Source organism: Shumkonia mesophila, assembly GCF_026163695.1.
In the GTDB taxonomy this organism is placed as follows: Bacteria; Pseudomonadota; Alphaproteobacteria; order Rhodospirillales; family Shumkoniaceae; genus Shumkonia; species Shumkonia mesophila.
The window spans coordinates 657,618-678,944 of record NZ_JAOTID010000001.1 but is presented as its reverse complement, the minus strand read 5'-3'; the positions used below and the strand labels follow the sequence as shown (position 1 = coordinate 678,944).

The 21,327-nt window shown below is 67.8% G+C and carries 19 protein-coding genes and 1 tRNA gene; 3 read left to right on the top strand and 17 right to left on the bottom strand.

Translation table 11 applies throughout. The features are described 5' to 3' along the window. Positions 1-196: 196 nt before the first annotated feature. The 7 genes from rpoN to ODR01_RS03025 form a co-directional block, all read right to left on the bottom strand. Positions 197-1,750 carry an RNA polymerase factor sigma-54 gene (rpoN, locus tag ODR01_RS03055; RefSeq protein WP_316976113.1) on the bottom strand — a complete coding sequence of 518 codons (1,554 nt, stop codon included), beginning with the start codon at positions 1,748-1,750 and terminating at the stop codon, positions 197-199. A 153-nt stretch (positions 1,751-1,903) separates the two neighbouring features. Then, on the bottom strand, positions 1,904-2,704 hold the full coding sequence (gene lptB, locus ODR01_RS03050) for an LPS export ABC transporter ATP-binding protein (protein ID WP_316976112.1): 801 nt from the start codon (positions 2,702-2,704) through the stop codon (positions 1,904-1,906). Between the two features lie 13 nt (positions 2,705-2,717). Beyond that, a complete protein-coding gene (locus ODR01_RS03045; protein ID WP_316976111.1) occupies positions 2,718-3,569 on the bottom strand; it encodes an LptA/OstA family protein in 852 nt (283 codons plus the stop codon). After that, the gene (lptC, locus tag ODR01_RS03040; RefSeq protein ID WP_316976110.1) at positions 3,566-4,300 is read right to left on the bottom strand and encodes an LPS export ABC transporter periplasmic protein LptC; all 735 of its coding nucleotides are present in this window, start codon (positions 4,298-4,300) and stop codon (positions 3,566-3,568) included. Before lptC ends, ODR01_RS03045 begins: the two co-directional genes overlap by 4 nt. Before the next feature lie 9 nt (positions 4,301-4,309). Further along, on the bottom strand, positions 4,310-5,305 hold the full coding sequence (locus ODR01_RS03035; RefSeq protein ID WP_394356800.1) for a KpsF/GutQ family sugar-phosphate isomerase: 996 nt from the start codon (positions 5,303-5,305) through the stop codon (positions 4,310-4,312). Positions 5,306-5,488: 183 nt separating this feature from the next. Beyond that, positions 5,489-6,115, bottom strand: coding sequence for a ribonuclease D (locus tag ODR01_RS03030; RefSeq protein WP_316976109.1), 627 nt, complete (start codon positions 6,113-6,115; stop codon positions 5,489-5,491). A gap of 35 nt (positions 6,116-6,150) precedes the next feature. Next, positions 6,151-6,237 (bottom strand) — tRNA-Leu (locus ODR01_RS03025). 203 nt (positions 6,238-6,440) lie between these two features. On the opposite strand from ODR01_RS03025, the gene ODR01_RS03020 reads away from it, so the two are divergent. Beyond that, positions 6,441-7,373 carry a complex I NDUFA9 subunit family protein gene (locus ODR01_RS03020; RefSeq protein WP_316976108.1) on the top strand — a complete coding sequence of 311 codons (933 nt, stop codon included), beginning with the start codon at positions 6,441-6,443 and terminating at the stop codon, positions 7,371-7,373. Between the two features lie 21 nt (positions 7,374-7,394). Here ODR01_RS03020 and ODR01_RS03015 read toward each other — a convergent pair whose 3' ends face one another. From ODR01_RS03015 to ODR01_RS02975, 9 genes are all read right to left on the bottom strand, one after another. Continuing rightward, positions 7,395-9,221: an adenylate/guanylate cyclase domain-containing protein gene (locus ODR01_RS03015; protein ID WP_316976107.1), complete on the bottom strand. Its 1,827-nt coding sequence runs from the start codon at positions 9,219-9,221 to the stop codon at positions 7,395-7,397. A 153-nt stretch (positions 9,222-9,374) separates the two neighbouring features. Beyond that, complete coding sequence (gene pheT / locus ODR01_RS03010; protein ID WP_316976106.1) at positions 9,375-11,783, bottom strand: phenylalanine--tRNA ligase subunit beta; 2,409 nt, start codon at positions 11,781-11,783, stop codon at positions 9,375-9,377. Beyond that, positions 11,780-12,859, bottom strand: a complete 1,080-nt coding sequence (gene pheS, locus ODR01_RS03005) for a phenylalanine--tRNA ligase subunit alpha (RefSeq protein WP_316976105.1) — start codon at positions 12,857-12,859, stop codon at positions 11,780-11,782. Before pheS ends, pheT begins: the two co-directional genes overlap by 4 nt. Before the next feature lie 94 nt (positions 12,860-12,953). Further along, positions 12,954-13,319, bottom strand: a complete 366-nt coding sequence (gene rplT, locus ODR01_RS03000; protein WP_316976104.1) for a 50S ribosomal protein L20 — start codon at positions 13,317-13,319, stop codon at positions 12,954-12,956. Between the two features lie 13 nt (positions 13,320-13,332). Beyond that, entirely contained in the window at positions 13,333-13,530 is a 198-nt protein-coding gene (gene rpmI / locus ODR01_RS02995; RefSeq protein ID WP_316976103.1) for a 50S ribosomal protein L35, read from the bottom strand. A 198-nt stretch (positions 13,531-13,728) separates the two neighbouring features. Beyond that, complete coding sequence (infC, locus tag ODR01_RS02990; RefSeq protein ID WP_316976102.1) at positions 13,729-14,250, bottom strand: translation initiation factor IF-3; 522 nt, start codon at positions 14,248-14,250, stop codon at positions 13,729-13,731. Positions 14,251-14,364: 114 nt separating this feature from the next. Further along, the gene (thrS, locus tag ODR01_RS02985) at positions 14,365-16,314 is read right to left on the bottom strand and encodes a threonine--tRNA ligase (protein ID WP_449441445.1); all 1,950 of its coding nucleotides are present in this window, start codon (positions 16,312-16,314) and stop codon (positions 14,365-14,367) included. A 303-nt stretch (positions 16,315-16,617) separates the two neighbouring features. Next, a complete protein-coding gene (locus ODR01_RS02980; RefSeq protein ID WP_316976100.1) occupies positions 16,618-17,562 on the bottom strand; it encodes a glycosyltransferase family 9 protein in 945 nt (314 codons plus the stop codon). Then, positions 17,562-18,785, bottom strand: coding sequence for a glycosyltransferase family 4 protein (locus ODR01_RS02975; protein ID WP_316976099.1), 1,224 nt, complete (start codon positions 18,783-18,785; stop codon positions 17,562-17,564). Before ODR01_RS02975 ends, ODR01_RS02980 begins: the two co-directional genes overlap by 1 nt. Positions 18,786-18,817: 32 nt before the next feature. Here ODR01_RS02975 and ODR01_RS02970 point away from each other — a divergent pair, with 32 nt between their 5' ends. Next, positions 18,818-19,594 (top strand): alpha/beta hydrolase, encoded by a 777-nt coding sequence (locus tag ODR01_RS02970; RefSeq protein WP_316976098.1) that lies wholly within the window; start codon positions 18,818-18,820, stop codon positions 19,592-19,594. A 170-nt stretch (positions 19,595-19,764) separates the two neighbouring features. Next, positions 19,765-20,394, top strand: a complete 630-nt coding sequence (locus ODR01_RS02965) for a hypothetical protein (RefSeq protein ID WP_316976097.1) — start codon at positions 19,765-19,767, stop codon at positions 20,392-20,394. On the opposite strand, the gene ODR01_RS02960 is transcribed toward ODR01_RS02965, so the two are convergent. Continuing rightward, positions 20,391-21,278, bottom strand: coding sequence for an SDR family oxidoreductase (locus tag ODR01_RS02960; RefSeq protein WP_316976096.1), 888 nt, complete (start codon positions 21,276-21,278; stop codon positions 20,391-20,393). The genes ODR01_RS02965 and ODR01_RS02960 overlap by 4 nt on opposite strands. Positions 21,279-21,327 lie beyond the last annotated feature (49 nt).

Sequence of the window (21,327 nt, the reverse complement as noted above, 5' to 3'; positions counted from 1 at the left end):
GTCCTGCCGTGTGTGGCCCCACAGCCCCGGGGGACCCGGAATTGGCTACTGCTTTTTAGATAATTCCCAGCGCGGCTTGTCGCAATGGCCCACCACCGCCCGGCCTCCGTGTTCATCGGAGAGGCCCGGAACTTAGTGACCCCCGGTATCGGAGTCAATAGCCGCGGCGGGAGCCCGGCAACGCCTTGAAAAACCGTCACAATCCGCTGGTCTTGTTGCGCCGCCGCTGGACCGAGGAGGCGATGCCCAGGGATTCGCGGTACTTGGCCACCGTTCGCCTGGCCACCTCGACGCCTTCCCTGCTCAACATCTCGACCAGGGTGTCGTCGGAAAGGACGGCGGCAGGCTTCTCGGCCTCGATCAGCTCGCGGATGCGGCAGCGCACGGACTCGGCCGAATGGGCTTGGCCGCCGGACGAGCTGGCGATGGAGGCGGTGAAAAAATACTTCAGCTCGTAGATGCCCCTGGGGCTGGCAATGAACTTGTTGGAGGTGACGCGGCTGACCGTGCTTTCGTGCATTTCGATGGCTTCGGCGATGTCGCGCAGCACCAGGGGCCGCAGGAACTGCACCCCGTGGGCGAAGAAGCCGTCCTGCTGGCGGACGATCTCGGCCGCCACCTTGAGAATGGTCGTCGCCCGCTGATGCAGCGACTTCACCAGCCAGTTGGCCGATTGGAAGCAGTCGTCAATGTAGTGGCGATCCTCCTTGGTGCGCACCGCCTTGCTGACCACCGCGTGATAGCGGTTGTTGACGAGCAGGCGGGGCAGGGTCTCGGCGTTGAGTTCCACCGACCAGCCGCCGTTCGGCTGGGGACGCATGAGGATGTCGGGCGTGATCGGCGGCGCCACCGCGGAGTCGAAGGAGAGCGCCGGCTTGGGATTGAGGGCGCGCAGTTCCGCGACCATGTCGAGGAGATCCTCGCGGTCGACCCCGCAGACCCGCATCAGGCCGGCGAGATCGCGCTTGGCCAGCAGCTCGAGATTGGCGATCAGCGCCTGCATGGCGGGGTCCAGGCGGTCGCGCTCGCGAAGTTGCAGGGCCAGGCATTCCGCCAGGTCGCGGGCGAAGATGCCCGACGGGTCGAGCCGCTGAAGCCGGCCCAGCGTGGCTTCCACGCGGGCCGGGGCGCAGCCCAGGATGGCGGCCACCGACTCGACGCTTTCGGCCAGATAGCCGGCGTCATCGAGGCGATCGATCAGCTGCAGGCCGATCACCCGCTCGGCCGGGTCGTGGAATTCCATGTTCATCTGCCCGATCAGGTGATCGCGCAGGGTTTTTTCCTCGGAAAGGGTCTGCTCGAGGTCGCCCGACGTCGGCTCGAAACTGCCGCCGGCACCGCCGCCCCAGGTGGCGAACGCGGTGTCGGCGAGGCCGCCGTCGCCGGCGTCGCCGGCGCTGTCGTTGTTCCACACGTTGTCGTAATCGACGTCCAGGTCTTCGGTCGTCGCCGCGCTGCGGGTCTCGGTGAAGTCGATGCCTTCCAGGCCGTCGCCCCCACCGTCCTCGCCGGCCGGAGCGGAGCCGTCCTGGCCACCGTCGGGGCTGGTTTCGGCGTCGCCGGCCCCGTCGGCACCGCCCGTGGCCTCGCCTTCCTCACGCTCGAGCAGCGGGTTCTTGGCCAGTTCCTCCTCGACAAAGGCGCTCAGTTCCATGTTGGAAAGCTGCAGCAGCTTGATCGCCTGCTGGAGCTGCGGCGTCATCACCAGCGCCTGGCTCTGGCGCAACTCAAGGCGGGGGGTCAGCGCCATCGCCCGCCTCCTCCACGCCGGCCGGCCGCGGAAATGCGGCCCGGCCCGGCGCATGGCGCCGGACGAGAGCCCCCATCTGAGCGGTTCCGGGACAGGATCATCGCGACAAACCCGACGTCTCAGGCAGCTCCTGGAAGGCGACCCCCGGCAGCGTCAAAGAGTGAAGCGTTCGCCGAGGTAGACCCGGCGCACGTCCTCGTTGCCGACGATATCCGCAGGCGCGCCTTCCATGAGCACCATACCATCATGAATGATATAGGCTCGATCGATGACGTCGAGAGTTTCCCGCACGTTGTGGTCGGTGATCAACACCCCGATCCCGCGATCCTTGAGATGAAAGACCAGCTCGCGCAGGTCGTTGACGGCGATGGGATCGATGCCGGCGAACGGTTCGTCGAGCAGCACGAAATGGGGATTGGAGGCCAGCGTACGCGCAATCTCGACGCGCCGCCGCTCGCCGCCCGAGAGGGCCAGCGCCGGGGTGTGCCGCAAGTGGGTGATCGAGAATTCGGCCAGCAGCGAATCGAGGATGGCCTCGCGGCGGTCGCGGGACTTTTCCACCACCTCGAGCACGGCACGGATGTTGTCTTCCACCGACAGGCCGCGGAAGATCGACGCCTCCTGCGGCAGATAGCCGATCCCCAGGCGGGCCCGCCGGTACATCGGCAGGTCGGTCAAATCCTGGTTGTCGAGATAGATGTTGCCGTAATCGGGCGAGATCAGGCCGGTGATGATGTAAAAGCAGGTCGTCTTGCCGGCCCCGTTCGGTCCCAGCAGACCCACCACCTCGCCGCGCTGGATTTCCAGGTTGACGCCGCGCACCACCGGCCGCTTCTTGAAGCGCTTGCCCATGTTCTTGGCGACCAGCCCGCGGTTGGCCGAGATCAGGCGGGGCTTGCCGCCGGGAATGACGGCCGTCGGACCGGCGGCGGGTGGGGGCGTTCTGGTTTCCATGGCTCCGGCGTCCTTACTTCGTCCCCGGGGTTCGGTTCTTCAGGCCCGGCGTCTCGTCGGCCTTGAGCAGGCCGCGCACGCCGCGTCCCTGGCCTTCGCAGCTTTTGAGCTTGCTGATGCCGGTTTTCAGGTTCACCTCGGCACTGCAGCCAACCAGGGTGTTTTCGCCGCGCACCAGCTTGACGTTGCCGCTCAGCGTGGCGATGGCGCTGTCCACGTTATAGACGCCGCGGTCGGCCCACACCTGTTCCTGCGCGGTGGTGATGTGCACGTTGTCGAAGGCGTCGACCCTGTAGACCCGGCTTTTGCCGGCGGCGTCCCTCTGGAAATAGGCGACCAGCACGTCGGTGCGGATCTTGCGGTCGGCCCGCTGGGCCACGGCGTGGCCGCGGGCGACCGCCATCTGCTTGGCGTCGTAGTATTCGAGCTGCTGATCGGCGGTGATGGTGTCCTCGGCGGCCACCAGCTTCACTTCCTTGCCGCTCAGCACCATGATGCCCTTGTCGACGTCGTAGACGGCGTTTTCGCCGAAGGCCGTCTCGCCGGCCGAAACGATGCGCACCGCCCCCACCGCCTCCAGCCGGTAGATGTCGGTCCCGCCCTCGGCCTTCTTGCGATAGAAGGCGCGCAGCAGGTCGCTGTTGACGGCAACTTCGCCGCGGGTGGCCCGCGCGTTGCCGCGTGCCAGGAACAGCTGCTTTTCCTGCTGCCATTCGATGCCGTCGTCGGCCGTCACCTCGATCGGCACCGCGGAATCGGGATTGGAAAAATTGAGGCCCTGGCCGGCGGCCGGCCCCGCGCCGACGAGCAGGCCGGCCCATGCGACGATGAGCCACGTCCCCAATCTCGGCCGGATTCGGGTCATTCCACCGCCTTCCCGGCATCGGGATAGAGCACCAGTCTCGCCTTGCCGGTGAACACGATATCCTTGCCCTTGTCGGTCAGCCGCAAGCCCTCGGCGTTGATGTTGCCGAACGGCCCCTGGCCGTCGACCGGTCGGTCGCTGACGGCCGCGCCCTTCTGCAGGTCGATCATGGCGTGGGTGGTGCGCAGTTCATAGCCGGAATCGTGGAACAGGTTCACGGCGCCGCTCAGTTCCAGCATCTTGGTCTTCGGCATCAGCAGGCCGGTGTTGGCCGTCAACACCAGCCACGAGCCGTCCTTCAAGGTGATGTCGGCCTTGGGCATTTCCAACTCGACCGGGGTCGAGGTTTCCCCCCAGAAATCCTGGCGCAGGTAGAAGTCCTTGGCGAGGTCGGCGGTGACCGAGAACGGCTGGTCCTTCTCGTCCGTGCCGATCAGCCGGGGATTGACGATGTTGGGCCGCTCCGCCTGGGTGGCGACGAGCGAGGAAAAGCCGATGCGGAACTGTCCGTCGGTCGGTTGCAGGTAAGGCCAGGCGATGACCAGGGCGACCAGGATGGCCGCCCCCACCGGCAGCAGAACCTTCATCATGCCGACGAAACGGCTGTAGCCCGACCCCAGGCGGCGGGTCGCCTCGGGGGTAAAGTGGGCGCGCACCTTGCCCTCGGTCCGCTGGACGGCCGAGTTCGCCACGTTCAGAACGGCGATCTTGCTGGTGCTGGTCCTTTCCATATCCCCGTCTCAGACGACGCCGGCGCGCAGACAGTCGTGAATGTGCAGGATGCCCACCGCCACGCCGTCGCGCACGACGAACAGGTTGGTGATCGCCCGGGCATTCATCAAGAGCACCGCCTCGCTGGCCAGGGCGTCCGGCCGGATGGTCTTGGGGCTGCCCGTCATGATGTCGCCAGCCCGGCGGCCCAGCAGATCGGGGCTCATGTTCCGGCGCAGGTCGCCGTCCGTGACCACCCCCAGCAGCATCCCGGCGTCATCGACGATGCCGATGCACCCGAAGCTCTTGGCGGTCATGACGATGAGCGCGTCGGCCATCGGCATGCCGGCATCGACCAGTGGCAACTCATCGCCGCCGTGCATGAGGTCAGCCACCTTGAGCAGGCGGCGCCCCAGCTTGCCACCCGGATGCAGCACGTGAAAATCGTCGCGCGAGAACCCCTTGCGTTCGAGGAGCGCGACCGAAAGCGCGTCGCCCAGCGCCATCATCATGGTGGTCGAGGTGGTCGGCGCCAGCCCCATGGGGCAGGCCTCGGCGGCCGCCGGCAGCAACAGCGCCACCTCGGCGGCCTTGGCCAGCGCGCTGCGGCCGCTGGCGGTCATCGCGATGATGGGAATGCCGAAGCGTTTGGCGAAGGCCACGAGGTCGGCCAGTTCGGGGGTCTCGCCAGAATTGGAAAGCGCCAGCAGCACATCGCCCTCGACGACCATGCCCAGATCGCCGTGGCTGGCTTCCGCCGGATGAACGAAGAGGGCCGGCGTTCCCATCGAGGCCAACGTCGCGGCGATCTTGCGGGCGACGTGCCCGCTTTTGCCCATGCCGGTCACGACGACCCGGCCGCGCAGCCGCTCGAGAACATCCACCGCCGCGCAGAAGGGGGTTCCCAGGGTGCGCGCCAGCGCCTCCAGGCCCTCGACCTCGACCCGCAGGACCCGACGTCCCGATTCGACGGTCGGATTGACCGCCTGCTCCATCGCCGTTGCCGTTGCCCTGGATCCCGTCATTCCCTCTTTCCACAAATTCGCTCTTCACCTCCGGGTCCGGCGCCGCCGCGCCCGGTCCGTTCGATCGCCTTCCCGACGACGGGGTGAAAAAATGCTTATCCAGCCTGGACCGCAAGAGTATGCGCCCGGGGGTCGGAATCGTCAACGAACCAAAGCCTTACGGCTCTTCGCCGAAGTCCCGTGTCAATGGCGGAAAATATCCGGTTCGTCCCAGCCGCCGAGGTCGAGCGCGGCCCGGAAGGGCAGGAACTGGAAGCAGGCCTGGGCCAGCTCCGTGCGCCCTTCCCGCGCCAGCACCCGATCGAGACGGGTGCGCAGTTCGTGGAGGTAGAGGACGTCGCGGGCGGCGTACTTCACCTGCTCGGCCGTCAGCGTCTCGGCGCCCCAGTCCGAGGACTGCTGCTCCTTGCTGAGCTCGATGCCCAACAGGTCCTTGCACAAGTCCTTGAGACCATGGCGGTCGGTGAAGGTGCGGGTCAGCTTGGCGGCGATCTTGGTGCAGTAGACCGGCTGGCAGACCACGCCCAGGTACCGGCGCATCACCGCCAGATCGAAGCGCGCGAAGTGAAAGATCTTGGTGACCGCCGGATCGGCCATCAGCGCCTTGAGGCGCGGGGCGTCGTAGCTGGCGGTGGGGAAATGGACCAGATGGCAGACGCCGTCGCCGGCCGACAGCTGGACGACGCACAGCCGGTCGCGATGCGGGTTGAGCCCCATGGTTTCGGTGTCGACCGCCACCACCTGGCCGAAATCGACGCCGGCCGGCAGATCGCCGCGATGAACCTCGATGGTGGGGGATGTCGCCGTCACTCGGAGCGTCCTTGCGGCGAGATGAAAAGAAGGGATGGTGCCCAGGAGAAGACTCGAACTTCCACGACCTTTCGGCCACAGGTACCTGAAACCTGCGCGTCTACCAATTCCGCCACCTGGGCACGATTGCAGAACGGCCGGGAACTCCCCGGCGAGGCAGTCGTTAACCTTCCCGGCGACGGATGTCAACCGCGATTATCGTCTGTCGCGGTTGACGGCCGCGACATGGCCATTGTAAGCCAACGGACAGGCGATCCCGCGTGATGCCGGCGGGCAAGAGCGTCCGGCAATTCCGGCGGGATCACGGCAGGAAAGGAAGAGCAACATGAGCCGCCGGGTCGTCACCGTTTTCGGAGCATCGGGCTTTCTGGGCCGACACCTGGTCAAGCGGCTGGTGAAGGAGGGATTCATCATCCGCGCCGCCGTGCGCGACGTCGATGCGGCCCTTTTCCTCAAGACCATGGGCGATGTCGGTCAGGTCGTCATCGTCCAGGCCAACATCGCCAACCCCGCCTCGGTGGCCGCCGCCATCGAGGGGGCCGACGCCGCCGTCAACCTGGTCGGCATCCTGGTCGAGCGGGGCCGGCGCACCTTCCAGCGCCTGCATGCCGACGGCCCGGCCTATCTCGCCGCCGCCGCCGCCCGCGCCGGCCTCGGCCGGCTGGTCCAGGTGTCCGCCATCGGCGCCGACGCCGAATCGGAATCGGCCTACGCCCGCACCAAGGCCAGCGGCGAGGCGATGGCCCGGACCGCCTTCCCGGAGGTGACCGTGGTGCGCCCCAGCGTCGTATTCGGCCCCGAGGACAGATTCTTCAACCTGTTCGCGGCGATGACCCGCTGCCTGCCGGCGCTGCCGCTGATCGGGGGCGGCGCGACCCGCCTCCAGCCGGTCTACGCCGGCGATGTCGCCCAGGCCATTTGCCGGATTCTGGCCAGCCCCGAGACGCGGGGCCAGACATACGAGCTGGGCGGGCCCAAGATCTATACCTTCCGCCAGCTCATGGAGATGATGCTGGCCGAGATCCACCGCCGCCGGCCCCTGGTCCCGGTGCCGTTCGCCATGGCCTCGATCGAGGCCTGGTTCCTGGAAAAGACCCCCTGGCCGCTGCTGACCCGCGACCAGGTGAAGCTGCTCAAGCGCGACAACGTGGTGGCGTCCTCCGCCCTCAGCCTCGACGCGCTGGGCATCGCGCCAACGCCGCTCGAGGCCATCCTGCCCACCTATCTGGCGCGCTACCGCCCGGCGGGCGCGCTATAAGGGCCGGGGCGGGGCCTTCACTTACGGACCGGGCGCAGCGGGCGCGTCTTCCTTGCGCCAGACCGCCTCGTAGAGCGGGATCGGTTCCCTGAACCCCTTCATCACGCGCTCGCCCAGGGTGTTGAACGTGATGTCCTTGCCCGAGCACAGGCCGCGCACCACCTCGGACACCACGATCTGATCGGATTGGGCGGCCGCGCACAGCCGCGCCGACAGCTGCACCGTGATGCCGAACAGGTCGTCGTCCTCGATCACCGGCTCGCCGGCGTTGATGCCGATGCGCAGGTGCAACGGAATATCGCCCTCCGCCGTGTTGTTGGCCGCCACCCGGCGCAGCATCTCGATGGCCGCCTCGACGGCGTTCGATACGGTGGCGAAGGACGCCATGATGCCGTCACCCGTGTGCTTGACCTCGCGGCCCGAATAGTTGGTGAGCGCCGAGCGGACGATGCGGTTGTGGGTACGCACCACGTACTGGGCGGCATCGTCGCCCACCGTGACGGTCATGGTGGTCGAATCGACGATGTCGGTGAACATGACGGCAAGCGGCCCCGTCTGTTCCTCCAGCTTGGCGGGATTGCGCCAGGCATCCAGCGCCCCCGTCAATTGGCGCGGGCCATTCTCGTCCCCTTCCAGGAAGGCCATCATCGAGCGCCGGCCCGCCTCGTACATTTCGAGATAGCGCGGCTGCATCAGGTAGCTGTCGGCGTTCACGGCGAACTTGCGGGCCATCTCCCACGGCGTTCCCAGGGTCACGGCGCCCTCGGCCAGGATGATCCGGGCGTCGTCGCCTTCGATGGCCTGGGTGGTCGCCAGCGCGCCGACAGCGCCGGCGACGTAGAGGTTGATGCCGAAACGCGAGAAGGTGTCGATGGGGCCCGAGGACTTGATCGCTTCGATGGCCCCGGCCAGAAACGTCATCATGCGCATCTTCTGCTGCTGGCCGGCCGGCGACAACTGGGGCTGGGCGGCCTCGGGTTCCTCCGCCGGCTCGTCCAGGAGGTTCTCTTCGCTCTCCCCCGGAAGGCTGGCTTCCGGCGGCCACTCGACACTCAGTTCGGGCGATGGGGCGGGCGGCAGCGTGGGCGACGGCGGCTCCGGGATCAGGGAGGTGTCGGCCGGCAGCCGCGAAAGATGTTTCTGCCGGCGGGGCCTGGGTGGCGCCGGCGGGCGGACGCGTCGCGGCCTGACCACCTCGACCCCCGTGAGCACGATGGCCGCCAGAAGGGCGAAGGTCAGCAGGAACGAGGCGACGAAGGCGACGAACAGCACGCTGGTCTGCCCGTTGCCGACGAAGGTGATGTTGCGCTGGGCCAGGGCCGGCGCCAGGGATGGCAACAGGACCGTCGCCATCGCCGCTACGAACAGCGAAATCAGGATGAAGACGGCGACGCGGGCGAGCAGGCCGGTCACCGTGACCTGCTTTGGCTTGCGGGGAAGCGGTCGCGCCTTATACGACAGGATTTCCACAAGACTGCGCCGCCGCTTGGCCGGGCCGGAAGGCACCTCCGTGCCGTCCTCCTCCCACAACAACCCGTCCAGATCGTCGTCGTCCTGCGTAGTGCCGGACCGCGCCGCCGCCGCGCGGTACCGCCTGGCCTTGACGGACGGGGAGCCGGCTTTCGGCCCCGGCGCATGCGCGCCCTTGTAGACGGTGACCTGCTTGTAGAGGCCGCTCTCCTTGTCGTAGACCTCGCGCACCACCTTGACGGCCGATTTCGTAGTGTGCTCGAGCTGCTTTGCCTCCTCGATGGCCATCGCCGCGCCGGTCACCGGATAGCGGGCGTGAATCTCCCAGCGGCTGCCGACCAGTATGCAGACCTCGTAACTGGCTTCTATCTCGCTCATGTGCGCCTTGACGACTCCGGAGCCCAGCCCGGCCGATCTCCCTTCCATCCGAAGGGGAGCCATAGATTAGCGGGAACACGGGAAAAACAACAGGACGTCAATGCCGGCGGGATATCCCGCCGGATGCGCGACCCGCCCTCCGGTTGCGTCCCGCTAGGCCCGCAGGCTTCCGCCGGTCGCCTTCTCAACCTTGGAAACGATCTGGGCGGCGACCGCCTCGATCTCCTGGTCGGTCAGGGTCTTTTCCTTGGGCTGGAGCACGACGTTGATGGCGAGCGACTTCTTTCCCGCCTCCAGGGCGCCCCCGGCGAAGACGTCGAAGACGCGGATCTCGGCGATGAGATCGGGATGCGCGCTGCGCGCCGCCTTCAGTACGTCGCCGGCCGCGACCGTCGCGTCGATGACAAAGGCGAAATCCCGCTCGACGGGCTGGAACGGCGACAGGACGAGATAGGGTTTCGCCGCCCCCTTGCGGCGCTTCGGCGCCGGAATGTTGTCGAGGAAGGCCTCGAAGCCGACCGCCGGCCCGCGCACGTCCATCTTGGCCAAGACGCCGGGATGGATTTCGCCGAACCAGGCCAGCACCACCTTCGAACCCAGGCGCAGGCTGCCCGAGCGCCCCGGGTGGTACCAGGCCGGGGCCTCGGCCGAAACCTGAAGGTTGTCCACCGGCGCGCCGGCCGCCGCCAGCGCCGCCACGGCGTCGGCCTTGGCGTCGAAAACGTCGACGGGACGCGCCGCTTCCGCCCAGTTGCGCGGGCCGCGGCGCCCCGAACGGATGCCGGCGGCGACGATGGCCTCGTCTTCCGGCTTGTCGCCGGCGAACTGCGGGCCGACCTCGAACAGCGCCGCGTCGGCGATGCCGCGGTCGGCGTTACGCCCGGCCGCGGCGATCAGGTTGGGCAGCAGCGAGGGGCGCATGGCGTCGAGATCGGCGCTGATCGGATTGGTCAGGCGGACTGCCTCGGCGCCGCCGCCGAAGAGCTTCGCCGTCGCCGCCGGCAGGAACGACAGTGTCACCGCCTCGACCATGCCACGCGCCGCCAGGGTGCGCCGGGCCGTCACCCGGCGCTTCTGTTCGGGCGTCCAGGCCGGCCGCGGCAGCGATGCGGTTCGTTCCAGTGGCACCACCGGAATGTGTTCGTAGCCGTGGATGCGGATGACTTCCTCGACCAGGCAGGCCTCGCCGACGATGTCGCCGCGCCAGGACGGCACCGAAACCGTCAGATGGCCGCCGGTTTCCTTCGGACCAAAGCCGAGCGCCGTGAGGATGCGTTCGATCTCGGGCTTGGCGACGTCGACGCCGCCCAGGGTGTGGATGCGTACGGGCCTGAGCTTGATATCGCGCCGCCAGTCGGGCTCGGCCCCGGCGATCACCACCTCGGAGGCCTCGCCGCCGCACCATTCCTGGATCAGGCGGGTGGCGATCTCGATGCCGTCGATAAGGAAGGCCGGATCGACGCCGCCGCGCTCGAAGCGGAAACGGGCATCGGTCTGCAGGTTGAGCGTACGGCCGGTCCTGGCCGTGCGCACCGCGTCGAAATAGGCGGATTCGAGGAAGACGTTGACGGTCTCCTCGGAGCAGCCGGTCCGTTCGGCGCCGATGACGCCGCCCAACGCCTCGGGCGCCTCGTCGTCGGCGATCACCGTCATCTCGGAGTCGGCGGTGTATTCCTTGCCGTTCAGCGCCAGGATGGTCTCGCCGGGGCGGGCGAGGCGCGGCCGGATGTGGCCCCGCACCTTGTCGGCGTCAAACACATGGAGCGGCCGGTTGAGGCCGATGGTCAGAAGGTTGGTAACGTCGACCAGCGCCGAGATGGGCCGCAGGCCGACCGCGGTCAGCCGTTCCTTGACCCAGCGCGGGCTTTCGACGTTCCTGACGCCGCGCAGGTAGCGGCCGACGAAATAGGGGCAGGCGTTCCGCTTGTCCTCCGGAAAGTCGAAGATGACGTCGATCGGGCTTTTGAACGAGCCGGCCACCGGCGTCGCGTCGAGGGGCTTGAGCCGGCCGAGGCCGGCGGCGGCCAGATCGCGCGCGATGCCGCGCACGCCCAAGCAGTCGCCACGGTTGGGGGTGATGGAAACATCGAACACCGGGTCCGACAGGCCCATGACGTCGACGGCACGCGCCCCGATGGGGGCGTCCTCGGGCAGCTCGATGATACCGGAATGGTCGCTGCCCAGGCCCATCTCGTCCTCGGAGAGCATCATGCCATTGCTCTCGACGCCACGGATGGAGGCCTTCTTGAGGGTCACCTGGATGCCGGGCACGTACTGGCCGGGCCGCGCCAGCACCGCCTTCATGCCGGCCCTGGCATTGATCGCCCCGCACACCACGCTGATCGGGCCTTCGCCGAAATCGACGGTGCAGGCCTTGAGGCGGTCGGCGTTGGGATGGGGTTCGGCCGCCAGCACATGGGCGACGACGAAATCCTCGAGCCCCCTGGAGCGCTGGGTGACGCTCTCGACCTCGATGCCGATGGCGGTCAGTTTCGCCGCCACCTCATCGGCCCCGGCCTCGGTGTCCAGGTACTCCTTGAGCCAGCTCAGGGTGAACTTCATGGATTGAGCCCTCCCACCAGGCTCGGCACGTCCAGCGCCGCGAAGCCGTAATGCCTGAGCCAGCGCAGATCGGATTCGAAGAAGGTGCGCAGGTCCGGGATGCCGTATTTCAGCATGGCGATGCGCTCCAGCCCCATACCGAAGGCGAAGCCCTGGTAGCGGCTGGAATCGATGCCGCAGTTTTCCAGCACCACCGCGTTGACCATGCCGCAGCCCAGGATCTCCAGCCAATCGTCGCCCCGCCCGATGCGGAACTGGCCGCCCTCGCGGGTGCAGCCGATGTCGACCTCGGCGGAGGGCTCGGTGAACGGGAAATAGCTGGGCCGGAAGCGCACCGGCAGGTCGTCGACCCCGAAATAGGCGCGGCAGAACTCGATCAGGCAGCCCTTGAGGTGGCCCATGTGGGTGGCCTCGTCGACCACGAGGCCCTCGACCTGATGGAACATCGGCGAATGGGTGGCGTCCGAATCGCAGCGGTAGGTGCGACCCGGGCAGATGATGCGAATCGGCGGCTGCGTGCCCTTCATGGTGCGGATCTGCACCGGCGAGGTATGGGTGCGCAGCACCATGCGCCCGCCATCGGCGCCGACGCCGGGCAGGTAGAAGGTGTCGTGCTCCTGGCGGGCCGGATGCTCGGGCGGGATGTTGAGCGCCGTGAAGTTGTGCCAGTCGTCCTCGATGTCCGGTCCCTCGGCCACGACGAAGCCCATCTCGCCGAAGATGGCGACGACCTCGTCGATGGTCTGGCTGATCGGGTGGATGCGGCCGTCCTGCCCGGGGCGGACCGGCAGCGTCACGTCAACCCGCTCTCCCATCAGCCTGGCGTCGATGGCAGCGCCGGCCAGATCGCCCTTGCGCGCCTCGATCGCTTCGGCGACGGCGTCCTTCACCGCGTTGAGCCGGGCGCCGGCCGCCTTGCGTGCCTCCGGCTCCATGGCGCCCAGGCCCTTCATCAGCTGGGTGATGCGCCCCTTCTTGCCCAGCGCGGTGATGCGGGCCTCTTCGAGCGCCTTGAGGTCGGCCGCCCCATTCACCGTCGCGATCAGTTCCGAGCGAAGAACGTCTATGTCTTCCATGGCTGCAGAACACCATCCATCAAGCAACACGAGACCGTCGGGCGGCCCCGGCTGCGGCTCCCGGATCAGGAAATTCTCGACGATGGGCGAGAATTCAAGCGGTAGCGGGGAGCGCCGCCCGGGCCTTTTCGACCAACGCCTTAAACGACGAGGGCTCGCGGACCGCGAGGTCGGCCAGAACCTTCCGGTCGATCTCGATTCCCGCCAGCGACAGGCCGTTCATGAACTGCGAGTAGGTCAGGCCGGACAGACGGGCGCCCGCGTTGATGCGCTGGATCCACAAGCGGCGGAAATCGCGCTTGCGGGTGCGTCGGTCGCGGTAGGCGTACTGCAGCGACTTCTCGACCTTCTCAAGGGCGATGCGGAAGCTGCTGCTGTTGCGGTCGCGGAAGCCGCGCGCCAGATCGATGATTTTCTTGTGACGGGCATGGGTCGTCACACCCCGTTTTACGCGTGCCATGGTTCGCGTCTCCTCAGGCGTAGGGCAGGTAGGATTTGACGAGGCGGGCGTCGGCTCTCACCAGGATGTGAGTTCCACGCGCCTTGCGCTTCATCTTCTGGGTCCGGCGGCTGAGGAAGTGGCTCTTGTAAGCCACGTTGCCGCGGACCTTGCCGGTCGCCGTAAGACGGAATCGTTTCTTGGCGCTGGACTTGGACTTCAGCTTGGGCATTTCGCAATCCTTTTCTCTGGAGCGTTCGTGAGCGGCTGGGCATGCCCCGCCGGACCGCTCGAAATTCGCGTGTCAAGGGCGTGGGTTATAGCCCCCCGTCCCCGCGATTGCAAGGTGACCTTTTGCCGACTGCGGCGAGACCGCCCGGAAAGCGAAGGCCGCCCACCCGGGGTGGGCGGCCCCGTCATCCGGGCCGAATCACTTGGGCGCGATGACCATGGTCATCATCCGCCCCTCGGTCCGTGGGGTCTGCTCGATCTTGGCGATGTCGCCGACATCCTGCTGGATACGATCGAGAACGCGCACGCCCAGGTCCTGGTGGGCCATTTCGCGGCCCCTGAAGCGGATGGTGATCTTGACCTTGTCCCCTTCGTCGAGGAACCGGAACATGCTGCGCATCTTGGTCTGATAATCGTGCTCTTCGATGCCGGGACGCATCTTGAGCTCCTTGATCTCGATGACCTTCTGCTTCTTGCGCGCCTCGTTCCGCTTCTTCTGCTCGGCGTACTTGAATTTCCCGTAATCGAGGATCTTGCAGACCGGCGGCTCGGCGGCGGGCGACACCTCGACCAGATCGAGCCCCACCTCCTCGGCCATCTGCAGGCCTTCCTGCAGGGAAACGACGCCGACCATTTCCCCATCGGCATCGACGAGCCGAATGGACGGCACCTTGATCTCTTCATTCACCCGCGGGCCCTTGCGGTCCGGCGGCTGGTTCATGGGCGGTCGTGCTATGTAACGCCTCCTTGGCAAACAATGAACAAAACGCCACGCTCCTCCGTCCCGGGAACATTGGGCCCGGAAAGGAAACCGCGTGACACACGCATTCGCCGGCTAGCCGTGCACAAGCGGGCTCGCCGCTTCCCGGCCAAGTCTAGCGACTGCCTCTTGCAGTGCAAGAATTTCTTGGGCCTGTCCGCCCAGGCGACGCAGGGCCACGGTCCGCTGCTCGGCCTCGCGGGCGCCGACCACGGCAATCACGGGCACCTTGGCGAGGCTGTGTTCGCGGATCTTGTAGTTGATCTTCTCGTTGCGCAGGTCGAGTTCACAGCGGATTCCCGCCGCGTTGAAGGCCGCCGCCACCTCGCGGGCATAGCCGTCGGCATCGTTGGTGATGGGGGCGACCACCGCCTTGACCGGCGCCAACCACAGCGGGAACTTGCCGGCATAGTTTTCGATCAGGATGCCGATGAAGCGCTCGAACGAGCCCAGGATGGCGCGGTGCAGCATGACGGTGCGGTGCTTCTCGCCGTCCTCGCCGACGTACTCGGCGCCCAGCCGCTCGGGCAGCACGAAGTCGACCTGGAGCGTGCCGCACTGCCAGTCGCGGCCGATGGCGTCCCTCAGCACGAACTCCAGCTTGGGCCCGTAGAAGGCGCCTTCGCCGGGGTTGAGCGTCCATTCCAGGCCGGCCGCCTCGGTCGCCACGCGAAGCGCCTCCTCGGCCTTGTCCCAGGTCTCGTCCGAGCCGGCCCTGACCGGCGGACGGTCGGAAAACTTCACCCGCACCTCGTCGAAGCCGAGGTCCTTGTAGACCGACAGCAGCAGGTCGCAGAAGGTGCGCGTCTCGCTGGTGATCTGGTCTTCCGTGCAGAAGATGTGGGCGTCGTCCTGGGTGAAGGCGCGCACCCGCATCAAGCCGTGCAGCGCGCCCGACGGCTCGTTGCGATGGCAAGAGCCGAACTCGGCCATGCGCAGCGGCAGGTCGCGATAGCTCTTCATGCCCTGATTGAAGATCTGCACGTGGCAGGGGCAGTTCATCGGCTTGATGGCGAGCGTCTTGTCCTCGACTTCCGAGGTGAACATGTGCTGGGCGAACTTCTCCCAGTGGCCGGATTTTTCCCACAGGGCGCGGTCGACCAGTTGCGGGGTGTTGACCTCGACGTAGCCGGAGGCCTCCAGCCGCTGGCGCATGTAGTTCTGGAGATTGCGATAGAGCGTCCAGCCGTGGGGATGCCAGAAGACCGACCCCTGGGCCTCCTCCTGGAGGTGGAAGAGGTCCATCTCGCGCCCCAGGCGCCGATGGTCGCGCTTTTCGGCCTCCTCCAGCATGGTGAGGTAGGCCTTGAGCTCCTTCTCCTCGATCCAGGCGGTGCCGTAGATGCGCTGCAGCATCTCGTTCTTCGAGTTGCCGCGCCAGTAGGCGCCGGCCAACTTCATCAGCTTGAAGGCCTTGCCCAGCTTGCCGGTGGACGGCAGGTGGGGGCCGCGGCAGAGGTCGAACCAGTCGCCCTGGCGATAGACGGTGACCACCTCGTCCTTGGGCAGGTCGCGAATGATCTCGGCCTTGTACTTCTCGCCCTTCGCCTCGAACGTCTTGATCGCGGCGTCGCGATCCCAGACTTCCCGCACCAGCGGCAGGTCGCGATCGACGATCTCGGCCATCCGCTTCTCGATCTTCTCAAGGTCCTCGGGCGTGAACGGGTCCTTGCGCGCGAAGTCGTAATAAAAGCCGTTCTCGATGGCCGGGCCGATGGTCACCTGGGTGCCGGGGAACAGTTCCTGCACGGCCTGGGCCATGACGTGGGCGGCGTCGTGGCGGACCAGTTCGAGGGCCGCCTCGTCCTTGCGGGTCACCAGGGCCACGGAGGCATCCGTCTCGATCTCGCGGGCCAGATCCCACAGCTTGCCGTCGACCCGGGCGGCCAGCGCCGCCTTGGCCAGGCCGGGACCGATGTCGGCGGCGATTCGCGCCCCGGTGACCGGGCCGCCGTATTGTTTGACGCTGCCGTCCGGAAGCGTGATGCGGACCGGTTTATCCTGATTCACCGCTGTCTGTTCCATCGTTCGTTCAGTCCCGCCCCGCAACCCCGGGGACAGGGACGCTCCCTTCAACCTTCAACCATCATGCCCGGCCCCAAACGAAAAACCCTCCAAGCCGGGGGCTGGAGGGCTCGGGCGTCCGCGTTCGACACAACGGCAGGACGTCACGACCCCCTCAGGGGCGTGGTAGTGGTCGTCGCCGCCGTCACGATCAACGCGCTCATCGTCCGTCTTCCGTTCGGGTGAAAGCGCCCCTTATGTCCGCAATTCGGGGCGGCATGTCAAGGTTTTTGCCGGAAAATCCGCGTCGACGGTGGCGCTCGCCTAAGATACGCTCCCTTCCTGCCACATGGCGGCCAACACCTTCTCGACGTCGCCCGACGGCAATTGCTCCAGGGTCGGACGGCGCAGGATCACCACCCGCGATCCCCGGGGGGCGCACAGCGCCGGATCGGATTCGGACGAATAGAGGACGACCGACGGGCAGCCGGCAACGGCGATCAGGTGCATCGGCCCGGTATCGTTGCCGATGGCCGACACCGCGCCCCGGGCCAGCCCGACGATGTCGAGGAAACTGGTCTCGCCGGCCAGCGAGCGGGCCTCGGGACAGGCCGCCGCGATGGCTTGAAGGACCCGCGCCTCGGCTTTGGTGCCGAGCAGCAGCGGGGTGATTCCCTGGCGGGCCAGCCAGCCGGCCAGTTCGGCGAAGCGTTCGGTCGGCCAGCGCTTGGCCGGGCGATGCACCGCCCCGCCCGCCGCCAGAAGGGCATAGCGGCCGGAAAGATTGAACTTGGCGATGTCGGGCGCGGCCCACGACAGATCGGGCGCCGGCACGTCCTCGATTCCCGCCATGCGCAACTGCTCGGCCTGACGGTCCAGGGTGTGCATGGCGTCGCGGCCTGGATTGGCGTGCGGATGCGAACAGCCCTTGGCGATGCCCGACCATTCGGGATAGGGCCCCGGCCAGAACAGACGGAAATAGAAGGCGCTGCGATCCGAGGTCTGAAGGTCGTAGACACGTTGGAACTTGGTGCCGCGCAGCCACTTGCGAAGGGCCAGAAGCCGGCGCGGCAGGCGCGAGCGCGGGTCGACCCAGATCTCGTCGAAATAGCCGCTGGCATAAGCCAACTCGGCGTAGGGCGCGGTGGTCAGTAGCGTGATCCAGGCATCCGGGTGGTGGCGCCGGATGGCGGCGAAGGGGCCCAGCGCCTGCACGAAGTCGCCCAGCGCCCCCAGCTTGACCACCAGAATTCGGGGCTGCCCGTCCATCACTCGCCCGGCTTCAGATTGAGGACCTCGTTGTAGACGTCGAGCGTCTTGTCGCACATGGCGTCCTTCGAGAAGTTGCCGCGGACGTAGGCGATGGCCCGCTCGGCCAGCCCCTGGCGGGCCTCCGGGCCGATCGCCAGGACCCGCTCGAGGGTGGCGGCCAGGGCCTGGGCATCGCCGGGGGGCGTCAGCCAGCCGGTCTCGCCCTCGATGATGGTTTCGCGCGCCCCGCCGTGGTCGCTGGCGATCACCGGGCGGCCCAGGGCCTGGGCCTCGGGCACCACGCGGCCGAAGGCTTCGGGATCGGTCGAGGCCGAGACCACCACGTCGGTCAGCATGTAGGCGGCCGGCATGTCGGCGCAATGGTCGACGATGCGCACCACCTCGTCCAAGTCATGGCGGCTGATGATGTCTTCCAGCTCGCGGCGGTAATCGGCCCGCCCCTGGTCGGAGCCGACCAGCACGCAGCGGATGTCCTTGCGGCGCAGCCGGGCGATGGCTTCGAGGAACACCGTCTGGCCCTTCCAGCGGGTCAGGCGGCCGGGCAGCATGACCACCGGCAGGCCGTCGCCCAGGCGCCACTGACCGGCCAGCTGCGCCACCCGCTCGGCCGAGACGCGCGCCGGGTCGAAGCGTTCGAGGTCGACGCCGCGCGGGATCACCCGGATGCGCGCCGCCGGCACGCCGTAGACCTGGCGGATATGGCCGGCGATGAAGGACGAGATGGCGATCACCCGCTCGCCCCGCGTCATGATCGAGTTGTACTTGCGCTTCAGCGGATTGCCGGCCCCGTAGGTGCCGTGGAAGGTGGTGACGAAGCGCCGGCCGGCCCGCGCCGCCGCGAAATAGGCGCTCCAGGCCGGGGCCCGCGAGCGGGCGTGCACGATGTCGACGTTTTCCTCGACGATCAGGCGGGCCAGACGGGCGATGTTGGCCCGCATGACCAGGGGATTCTTGCTGTCGACCGGCAGCTCGAAATGCTCGGCCTTGGCCCGCGTCAGGTCGTGGACCAGAAGGCCGCCGGCCGAGGCAACCAGCGAGCGGCCCCCCGCCTCGACGATGGCCCTGGCGATCTCGACGGTGCCGCGCTCGACGCCGCCGCCGGCGCCCAGCGCCGGCAGCACCTGCAGCACCGTGACCCGCCGCCCGTCCGATGGCATCGGCGAAGCCGGCTCCTGTTCCACCGGCGGCGCGCCGGTGTTATCTTGCGCTTCCTCGATCATCCGGAAATAGCAATCCAAGATTGGTTTGAGACATGAACGACGCGACCGTCGCCCCCCCCGCGCCCCGGATATTAACACGCGCCGACGGCGCGGCAATCGCCTACCGCAAAACGCCGGGAAAATCGCCCGGCGTAGTGTTCCTGCCGGGCTTCATGTCGGACATGACCAGCGGCAAGGCGATGTACGTCGAAGCGCTGTGCGAGGCGCGCGGCCAGGCCTGCCTGCGCTTCGACTATTTCGGCTGCGGCGCCTCCTCCGGCGCCTTCACCGACGGGACCATCGGCCGCTGGGCCGAGGACGCGGTGGCGGCGCTCGACGAACTGACCGAGGGGCCGCAGGTTCTGGTCGGTTCCTCGATGGGCGGCTGGATCATGCTGCTGACGGCCCTGGCACGGCCCGGGCGCGTGGCCGGGCTGCTGGGCATCGCGCCGGCGCCGGATTTCACCGAGGACCTGCTGGTGCAGGGCCTGTCGCCCGAGCAGAAGGCGGCGCTTGAGAAGGACGGCGTCGTCTACGTGCACAGCCTCTACGGCCCCGAGCCCACCCCCTTTACCCGGGCCCTCGTCGAGGATGGCCGCCGGCATCTGGTGCTGCGCCGCAAGATGCCGCTGACCTGCCCGGTGCGCATCCTCCACGGCATGCAGGACCCCGACGTGCCCTGGCAGACCAGCCTCAAGCTCTGCCAGATGCTGGAGGGCGACGACGTCGAGATCCAGTTCGTCAAGGCCGGCGATCATCGGTTGTCCCAGCCGCACGACCTGGACCGCCTCGGGCGCACGCTGGAAACCCTGCTCGATTCCCTGACATAGGGGCCGGCCGGCCGACCGGCACGGCTTTTGCGGTAGTCCCGGCCAAATGGTGCGGCGGCGGCCGGGTGCGGCCGATCGGCCTTCTCCGGCGGGCAAGTCCTGCCGCGCGGGGGCCGGGCCCCGGCAAATCCTGCCGACCGCCGACGGTCCGAGACAGGAGGCGATAACGAATGGTGACCAGTTCCGGGGATTATGCCCTTTACCTGCTGAGTGCTGCCAACGGCATCACGCCCTACTCCACATCTTCCAGCAGTTTCACCTCGCTCTACACGGGCTATTCCTTTCCGACCGACAGCCGCGGCCGCGCGGTGCTGCCGACCATGGCGACGCTGGAGGCGGCGAGCGATCCCGAAAGCAAGCTGACGATCGCCGGCCAGTTGGCCGACGTCGTCCAGATCCAGGCCGATGCCGCCACCCAGACCGGCCTGCCCAACCGCGTGGCGGCCATGACGGCCCAGTGCAAAGAGGTGCTGACGGCCGTCGAAACGATCATCAATGGCCTCAAGACCACGGACGGATCGGTCGCGGCCGGCGACGCCGACCCGGCGCTGGAGCCTTACCAGAAGGCCATTTCCCGGGTGCTCGGCACCCTTCACAGCACCTTGACCAAGGTATCCGCCCTGCTGTCCAAGGCCGACAAGGAGGTCGCCGCCCAGACCGACAAGGACATCGCCCGCCTCGACATCACGGCGGCGGGGCTGGCCTGCCTCAGCGACCTCGAATGGGAGTCGCTGCCGTCCCTCAACACCGCCTCGACCTTTCAGGCCGATCCCACCAAGCTGGTCGATATCCTGGTCTAGACGCCCTCCGCCGCCAGGATCGCCGCCAGTCCCTCGCGGTAGCTGGGATAGGCGAGCCCGACTCCGAGGTCGCGCTTGATCCGCCCGTTGTCGACTCGGCGGTTGTCGCGCCAGAAGGAAAGCGCCATCGGCGACATCGTCTTCGCTGCCTCGTCGAACGCCACCGGCGGCGGCGGCGCGACGCCGAGCAGCCGGCAGGCGAAGGCGATGACCTCGGCCGGCGCCGCCGGCTCGTCGTCGCAGAGGTTATAGATCGCCCCGGGATCGGGCTTCGCCATCGAGGCCATCAGCACGGTGGCGATGTCGTCCACGTGGATGCGCCCGAAGGCGTGGCCGGGCTTGATCACCCGCTGGGCGGCGCCCTCGCGAATCCTGTCGAGCGCGCTGCGGCCGGGCCCGTAGATGCCGGCCAGCCGGAAAACGTGGACCGGCACCCCGCGGTCGCGGTGCAACGCCAGCCAGACGGCCTCGGCGGCGGCCCGCCGCCGGGCGCGCTCCGAGGTGGGGGCGAGCAGCGCCTTTTCGTCGACCACGGCGCCGCCGGTGTCGCCGTAAACCCCGGTGGTCGAGAGATACCCCGTCCAGCGCCAGCCAGCGCCGGCGAGGACGGGACCCAACGCGTCGAGCACCGGATCGCCGGCCCCGTCGGGAGGCACCGAGCTTAACAGATGGGTGGCGCCGGCCAGCGCCGAGGCGGCGGCAACGAGCGGCCGCTCGCGGTCGAAAAGGTGGGCCTCGATGCCAAGCGCGGCCAAGTCGCGGCGCTTTTCCTCGCCCTGGCAGGTGCCGGCCACCGACCACCCTTGGGCCAGCAGGCGGCGGGCCAGGTGGGTGGCCGAATAGCCGAGGCCGAAACAGAACAGGCGGGGACTTTCGGCATTCATGGCGGGGCGGACTCCGCGTCGCTCGATCAGGACCCTTGCATTCCGGCCC